Source organism: Aquamicrobium segne (genome assembly GCF_042656785.1).
Taxonomy (GTDB): domain Bacteria; phylum Pseudomonadota; class Alphaproteobacteria; order Rhizobiales; family Rhizobiaceae; genus Mesorhizobium; species Mesorhizobium segne.
In genome coordinates this window covers 1-6640 of the sequence record NZ_JBHSLL010000024.1, presented here as the reverse complement: position 1 = coordinate 6640, position 6640 = coordinate 1, and the positions used below count along the sequence as shown (strand labels likewise).

The 6640-nt window shown below is 61.0% G+C and carries 10 protein-coding genes; 5 read left to right on the top strand and 5 right to left on the bottom strand.

The window, feature by feature from the left end:
* Positions 1-1224: MobA/MobL family protein (locus ACFPLB_RS08695; protein WP_378228961.1), on the bottom strand; the 1224-nt coding region annotated here is incomplete at its 3' end.
* A gap of 254 nt (positions 1225-1478) precedes the next feature.
* Here ACFPLB_RS08695 and traC point away from each other — a divergent pair.
* The 3 genes from traC to traG are packed head-to-tail and all read left to right on the top strand — an operon-like array spanning position 1479 to position 3874.
* Positions 1479-1742: a conjugal transfer protein TraC gene (gene traC, locus ACFPLB_RS08690; protein WP_378228960.1), complete on the top strand. Its 264-nt coding sequence runs from the start codon at positions 1479-1481 to the stop codon at positions 1740-1742.
* 4 nt (positions 1743-1746) lie between these two features.
* A complete protein-coding gene (gene traD, locus ACFPLB_RS08685) occupies positions 1747-1962 on the top strand; it encodes a conjugal transfer protein TraD (RefSeq protein WP_378228959.1) in 216 nt (71 codons plus the stop codon).
* Entirely contained in the window at positions 1949-3874 is a 1926-nt protein-coding gene (traG, locus tag ACFPLB_RS08680) for a Ti-type conjugative transfer system protein TraG (RefSeq protein WP_378228958.1), read from the top strand. The genes traD and traG overlap by 14 nt, the downstream gene beginning before the upstream one ends.
* Positions 3875-3995: 121 nt before the next feature.
* On the opposite strand, the gene ACFPLB_RS08675 is transcribed toward traG, so the two are convergent.
* The gene (locus ACFPLB_RS08675) at positions 3996-4445 is read right to left on the bottom strand and encodes a DUF3846 domain-containing protein (protein WP_378228957.1); all 450 of its coding nucleotides are present in this window, start codon (positions 4443-4445) and stop codon (positions 3996-3998) included.
* 284 nt (positions 4446-4729) lie between these two features.
* A complete protein-coding gene (locus ACFPLB_RS08670) occupies positions 4730-4882 on the bottom strand; it encodes a hypothetical protein (protein ID WP_378228956.1) in 153 nt (50 codons plus the stop codon).
* Positions 4883-5066: 184 nt separating this feature from the next.
* On the opposite strand from ACFPLB_RS08670, the gene ACFPLB_RS08665 reads away from it, so the two are divergent.
* Both ACFPLB_RS08665 and ACFPLB_RS08660 read left to right on the top strand, forming a co-directional pair.
* On the top strand, positions 5067-5513 hold the full coding sequence (locus ACFPLB_RS08665; RefSeq protein WP_378228963.1) for a thermonuclease family protein: 447 nt from the start codon (positions 5067-5069) through the stop codon (positions 5511-5513).
* Between the two features lie 84 nt (positions 5514-5597).
* A complete protein-coding gene (locus ACFPLB_RS08660; RefSeq protein WP_354197304.1) occupies positions 5598-5861 on the top strand; it encodes a WGR domain-containing protein in 264 nt (87 codons plus the stop codon).
* A gap of 144 nt (positions 5862-6005) precedes the next feature.
* Here ACFPLB_RS08660 and ACFPLB_RS08655 read toward each other — a convergent pair whose 3' ends face one another.
* Entirely contained in the window at positions 6006-6170 is a 165-nt protein-coding gene (locus tag ACFPLB_RS08655) for a hypothetical protein (RefSeq protein ID WP_239801975.1), read from the bottom strand.
* 364 nt (positions 6171-6534) lie between these two features.
* Positions 6535-6640: DUF736 family protein (locus ACFPLB_RS08650; protein WP_378228962.1), on the bottom strand; the 106-nt coding region annotated here is incomplete at its 5' end.

Genomic DNA, 6640 nt, shown 5'->3' with positions numbered 1-6640 from the left:
GGCGCCGGCACGACCGACAACCGCAGCAATCCGTGCATCACCGGCCACGTGAACGATCGCCGAACGCTGTTCTTCCGACAGACGCTCATGCCGCGCGAAAATCTTTTCCAGAACCGTTCTGCGGACGCCATGCGACGAGCGGCGCGAAAGCCAGATCGCCCTTGCCGCCATCCCTGCTTCAAGCTTGATCAACTCATGTGTAGTCAGCTTTGCAGGCTGCCGCTTGCCGGTGGCAAGCGAGACATGCTCACGCTCCAGACGCAGCAAATCCGGGCTTAGCAAGACGCGTGCCAGAAGATTTTGAAAGAGTCCGGCATCATCGACATAGCGGTGTAGCACCTTGGCCACATCGCGTTCATCAAACACGCTTTTCTCGCGGGTGATGAGATCGAGCACCAGTTCGGGATTGTGTCGGATTCGGCGAGCGTTTTCGGCACGGCGCTCTTCCTGCAACTGGAACCGTTCCAGATCAGGCGTTTCCAACCCGGCCTGCGCCTTGCGCTCCATCGCCGTGGCGCCGACGCCAAGATGGATCGTCGGCACCAGGTCGATCCCCTGTTTTTCATAGGATCGGCCATCGATACGCAAATCAATACCGTTGATTGCAAGATGATGGTTCAGCCGCTCGAACCAGGCATCACGAAACACATTGAAATCCGATGCGTCGCCGGCCCATAGCCCGTATTGGATTTTGCCGGTTTTGGTCCGCAGCGGCAGACCGTCTGCACCGAGCAACGGAATCTTCTTCGTGCCAAAGCCATCTTCGGTCAGCGGGCGCAGTGTCATCATCAGATGGACATGCGGATTGCCGGGACTGTCATGATAGACCCAGTCGACGACCATACCTCGCGCAAGGATCTGACCCGCAACAAAGTCCTGCATCAGCGCAATGTTCTGTTCGGCCGTCAGCTCCAGCGGCAAGGCTATGGTCACATCCTTGGCAAGCTGCGCGTCAGAGCGTTTTTCAAACGCCTCCACCCTGTTCCAGAACGCTTCCGAGGCGCCAGCAACCGAGCGATCGACGATCATGGCACGGAGCCATTGCGGCGCGTCGGGCGGGATCACAAACTCTTCGTGCAGCAATCCTTCCTTGCGCGAATAGTCGATCACTCGTGCTTCGCGCTGGAAGTCCATTCGCGCACAATGCCGATAGGCCGCCGACAGCACGGCGCTGCGGCCGGCGCCGCGACTGACGATACTGACCGAGAAATGTGCGATCGCCACGAACACCGGCCCCTTTCTTGCCAGTAGAATTGCCTGGTCCGTGGAAGCTTTCGGGGCTGCCGCACCCCGGATCGCAACTGCGTCGCGCCAGCGACGTATAATTGCGCCCTTGGAGCATTCCTTCGGAACGCCGGGATGATTTCAGAAAGCGTCGGCTGCGCCGACCCGGCATTTCTACCGGGTCGCGCTAAGCGCGATCCCGGGCGAGTCTGGCCGCTGCCAACAGGCAGTCTAATCAGAAGGAGCCAACCGGAATGAGGAAACCATCGTCGCGGATCAGGGAAGAAATCGCGAAACTGCAAGAGCAGCTCAAAGCCGCCGAAACCCGGGAGGCCGAACGCATCGGCCGGCTCGCACTGAGGGCAGGGCTTGGCGAGATCGAGGTCGAAGAGAGCGATCTTGTCGCCGCGCTCGAGGAAATCGCGAGAAAGTTTCGGAAGGGGGGAGGGCGCACCAACAAACCGACGCCCGCGCCGGTCGCGGTTGGCGCGCCTGCGGGGCAGGCTGGAGAGGCATAAGCGGATGAAAACAATAGAAACGGATGAAGCCCGCAAGAAGGACACGCGGGAAAAGATCGCGCTGGGCGGCCTGGTCGCTAAAGCAGGCCTGCGCTATGAGAAGCGCGCGCTCCTGCTCGGACTACTCATCGACGCGAAGCTGAGGATCAAAGGCGACGACACGGAGCGGTTACGGTTAACCGAAATCGGCGAAAAGGCATTCGGCCGTGAACCCGACTAGGATCGCGCTGTTGGTTGTGCCCGGCGTGATCATGGTCACGGCGCTGATGCTGCTGACCGGCATCGAACATTGGACGGCAAGTTTCGGCAGAACTTCCGATCAGCAACTCGCCTTCGCGCGGATGGGGATTGCGTTGCCCTATGTGGTAGCCGCTGGCACCGGCATCATGTTTCTGTTCGCCGCCCGGGGTGCGGCCGCCATCCGCTATGCGGGTGGCGGCGTGCTGATCGGGACGATGGTCGTCATCGTCATCGCAGCGATCCGGGAGTTCACCCGGCTCGCTCCCTTCGCTGGCGGCCTGCCGACAGGAACCACCATCCTTGCCTATGTCGATCCGGCAACAGCGATCGGCACGATGCTGTCCCTCGTTGCAAGCATGTTTTCTTTGCGCGTTGCGCTGCGCGGCAATGCGGCCTTTGCTGCATCATCGCCGCGCCGTGTTCGCGGCAAAAGAGCCATTCACGGCGAGGCAACATGGATGTCGCTGAATGATGCAAAGCGCATCTTCCCAAAAGTCGGCGGCATCGTCGTCGGCGAAGCTTATCGCGTTGACAAGGATGTTGTCGCCGATCGCAGCTTCCGTGCTCATGATCAAGAAACTTGGGGCAGCGGTGGAAAATCGCCGCTGTTGTGCTTCGACGCCTCTTTCGGATCGACGCATGGTCTTGTGTTCGCGGGCTCAGGAGGCTTCAAAACCACATCCGTTACCGTGCCGACTGCGCTAAAATGGGGCGGCAGCCTCGTAGCGCTTGATCCCTCCAATGAGGTCGCGCCCATGGTGATCGAACATCGGCGCAACGCCGGGAGAGACGTGTTCGTTCTCGATCCGAAAAAGCCCGCGACGGGCTTTAACGTCCTCGATTGGATCGGCGGCTTCGGCAGCACAAAGGAAGAGGACGTGGTGGCGGTCGCCAGTTGGGTGGTGACTGATACGGGACGGTCAACCTCGATCCGCGACGACTTTTTTCGCGCATCGGCACTTCAGCTCATCACCGCGCTCATCGCCGATGTCTGCCTGTCAGGGCATACGAAAAAAGAAGATCAGCATCTGCGACAGATGCGGGCGAACCTGTCCGAGCCCGAACCGAAACTGCGTGAGCGGCTGCAGAAGATCTATGACAACTCGGAGTCCGATTTCGTAAAGGAGAATGTTGCGCCTTTTATCGCCATGACGCCAGAGACCTTCTCCGGCGTCTATGCAAATGCGGTCAAGGAAACCCATTGGCTGAGCTATCCAAACTATGCGGCGCTGGTGTCAGGCTCGAGTTTTTCGACCAACGCCATTGCCGAGGGCAAGACCGATATTTTTGTCAATCTGGATCTGAAGACGCTGGAGACACACCCGAGTTTAGCGCGCACCGTCATCGGCGCATTGCTTAATGCAATTTACAACCGGAATGGAGAAGTGACTGGCCGTACATTGTTCCTCCTCGACGAGGTGACAAGGCTCGGCTATCTGCGGATTCTGGAAACCGCGCGTGATGCCGGCCGCAAATATGGCATCAGTCTCGTGTTGCTGTTTCAGTCGATCGGCCAGATGCGCGAGATCTATGGTGGACGCGATGCGTCCAGCAAATGGTTCGAGAGCGCATCTTGGGTTTCCTTTGCCGCCATCAATGATCCAGAGACGGCCGACTATCTCTCTCGCCGCTGCGGCAACACGACTGTCGAGGTCGATCAGCTTAGCCGATCGTCGCGGATGTCCGGTTCATCACGGACGCGTTCGAAGCAACTGGCATCGCGCCCGCTGATCCTGCCTGACGAGGTTCTGCGCATGCGCGGTGATGAGCAGATCATTTTCACCGCCGGCAATGCACCACTCAGATGCGGCCGTGCGATTTGGTTCCGGCGAAACGACATGGAGACGGTCGTCGGCGAAAACAGATTCCATCCGACGGGGGGACAGGCATGAGGCGCCGTGCCGAGTTGAGCTCTATGCTGACCGGCGAGAAATTCGGATGCTTGGATTCTCAGTTTCGCATCCGAAAGAAAAAATGCGACAGACGGCCGAAGCCGCCTGCCGCTTTCATGCATCAGTGTGCACGCTCTTCAGTGAGGACGGTTGGGACCACCCCGAGCAGCTTGACGGAAAGCCTGCTTACGCGGCTTCCAAAGATGGTCGGACCGCGGAGCATCTCGAACTCCGGGGACAGAACCGGATACCGGATCATCAGCATCGCCGCGATATCTTCGATCGGATGAGTTGGCGATATGGTCTCACCGGCCGCATCGGTGCCGATGATCAGCAGGTTTCCGGCGAGCGGGCTACCGTAGTCTTTCAGCTCGGTGAAACAGGACAGCTCGTCGGTGAGGCCATTGTCGTCAACGACGATGCAATGGTTCCGGTCTATGCGAACCATGTCGATAAGTTCACAGCCGATATGGCGACGGATTTCGGCAAGGATGTTGCCAGGATCGATCGTGACGATCCGGATTGTCCGACGCTCGACTTCCACGAGATACGCAGTGAGGAAATTTGTCATGCTGGTCTCCTTTCATTGCGATGACGGAGACCGCCCCGGGCAAGTCGGGCATCGGGTCAAGGACCGCTTCTGCGGCCGCGAAGCGGCGAGTGGGGGAGCCGGTTTTATGGCCGGACGCTTCAGCGGCTGGCAGCAAAATCGGGGGGGCCGCTCGTCCTTGGGGCGATGGGCGCGGCCCGTATCATTGGCCGGCAGAGTGAGTGCAACCACGGCCCCACCAGGGGTCGTGTCCGTTTCCGGCGGCCAGCCGGCTCACCCCCCTTCGTGCATCCTCGACTGCCGCCCTACGGCGTCACCGGCGCCACGCCCCGCTGCGAGACGATCGTCACCCGCATGGGCTGAAACCGCGTCAGCGGGTTCGGTGAGCGCAGCGAATAGAGCCGTGCCCCGAAGGGGATCGCCCAGCCCATTTCTTCCGGAAGCAGATCGTAACCCATCGCTCCTATAATTGCGCTGCAGCAGGAAGAGGCACCGAACCATTTGAACAGAAACATCCGTCTCGAGATTGGCTGGAAGAAACCAAGTCCGCGCTATGGCAGGAAGAGATCAGCCGGCCCTGCCAGCAATTATCGGAGCAGCCGCGCGCAAGGCCGGGGTTTCAATCTGAAATGGGCCTGGGCGATGATCGGCCTCATTGCCGCAGGGATATATGGCGCACACCTCCATCGGGAAGGTGGCCAACCCGCTCCTACCGCCGCTTTCTCCCAGACCGACCTGCTGCGCGCGACGTTTTCCTTCTGCGGCGAGGGTCGCCGTGTGACATGCATCGTCGATGGCGACACATTCTGGCTCTCGGGACAAAGGATCCGGATCACCGATATCGACACACCGGAGATCAACCCGCCGCGCTGCGAGGAAGAACGCATCAGAGGTGAGGCCGCCAAGCGCCGACTGCGCGAACTGCTGAATTCCGGGCCGTTCTCGCTAGTCGCGGGGACGCGGGATGAAGATCAGTATGGACGCAAGCTGCGCACCGTGGTGCGCGATGGGCGCTCGATTGGTGACACGCTGGTGGACGAGGGTCTTGCGCGTCGGTGGGATGGCACGCGGCGGAGCTGGTGCGGGTGATCCATCACGGCAATGAATCGGTCGATCCGGTTCGATTCAGGAAAGTTGTTTGACGCCGATTCCGCCGGAGGCGAGACTCCAACTATGGGAAAAGAGGACGCGTGCCCGGTTCATCTCCGACGCATCGACCCGACGCAGAACATGCGTCGGTTCTACACGCTCGCGATCCAGCCTACCCTGTTCGGCGGCGCGTCGGTCATCCGCAACTGGGGCCGCATCGGAACCAACGGCCAGTCGATGATGGAGACCTTTGACAGTGAGGACGAGGCCGCCGCCGCCTCGCTGCGTCTCGAACGCGCCAAGCGACGGCGCGGCTATACCGCATCCGGTACGACCGGGAGCAGCTGACTTCCATCGCGGCAAAGGGCGGAGTGCCCATTCCGCGCAGCAGCGGCAAAAACAAGACATTGCTGACGCAGCCGATCTATCTGTGGCCCTCCGTTCGTCGGGCTTGCACAACAGGGCGCTGGCGGCCTCGTGCGTAAAGCCGCCCTAGAAGGGCGGCGCGCTGCCGAGGACACCTTCCTCCTCCGCCCAGATCACCTCGCGCTCGGCAAGCGCCATCGCGAGCTCATCCTCGATCCAGCGGCGCTCGTCCCGGTAAACGGCGTTCCGCAGCTCGGCGCGCAATTCCTCGATATGCTGATCGATCGACATTGGTCATCTCCGTCATTGTTTGTGAAAGACGGCGACCACGGGCATGTCGGAGCGGAGGGGTCAGGGATCGCGGCACGCGACCGGCGGAGCCGGCGGGTGGGGGAGCCGGATTTCTGACCCGGCCCGGAGGCCGGGGCTGAAATTTGGGGGAACCGCTCGTCCTTGAGGCCTTCGGGCCGTCATGGCATCCTCGGACGTACTGAGCAGACTGTTCCACCACGGTTCGGCCTTAACGCCAGAAACCGCCTCGCCACGGGCTCGATGCCCGTGGCAATGCTGGAGTTTGACCTGTGGCACCTGCCCGGGATCTCCACCTTGACGGGGAATGGCCCCGCCTGGTGGCGGGGCCGATTGGGCGGGAACCTTAGTCCCGGTTCGGCCGGGACCAGATCAGCTGGAGTCCATCCTGTCCGTCCACCTCGATCAGGGTGGCGTAGATGGGAGCCGGGAAGCTCGGGTCGTCCAGCTTG

Excerpts from the sequence above, each read along its gene's own strand:
- traC (WP_378228960.1), top strand. The coding sequence starts at position 1,479 with ATGAGGAAACCATCGTCGCGGATCAGGGAAGAAATCGCGAAACTGCAA.
- traD (WP_378228959.1), top strand. The coding sequence starts at position 1,747 with ATGAAAACAATAGAAACGGATGAAGCCCGCAAGAAGGACACGCGGGAA.
- ACFPLB_RS08675 (WP_378228957.1), bottom strand. The coding sequence starts at position 4,445 with ATGACAAATTTCCTCACTGCGTATCTCGTGGAAGTCGAGCGTCGGACA.
- ACFPLB_RS08670 (WP_378228956.1), bottom strand. The coding sequence starts at position 4,882 with ATGGGTTACGATCTGCTTCCGGAAGAAATGGGCTGGGCGATCCCCTTC.
- ACFPLB_RS08665 (WP_378228963.1), top strand. The coding sequence starts at position 5,067 with ATGATCGGCCTCATTGCCGCAGGGATATATGGCGCACACCTCCATCGG.
- ACFPLB_RS08660 (WP_354197304.1), top strand. The coding sequence starts at position 5,598 with ATGGGAAAAGAGGACGCGTGCCCGGTTCATCTCCGACGCATCGACCCG.
- ACFPLB_RS08655 (WP_239801975.1), bottom strand. The coding sequence starts at position 6,170 with ATGTCGATCGATCAGCATATCGAGGAATTGCGCGCCGAGCTGCGGAAC.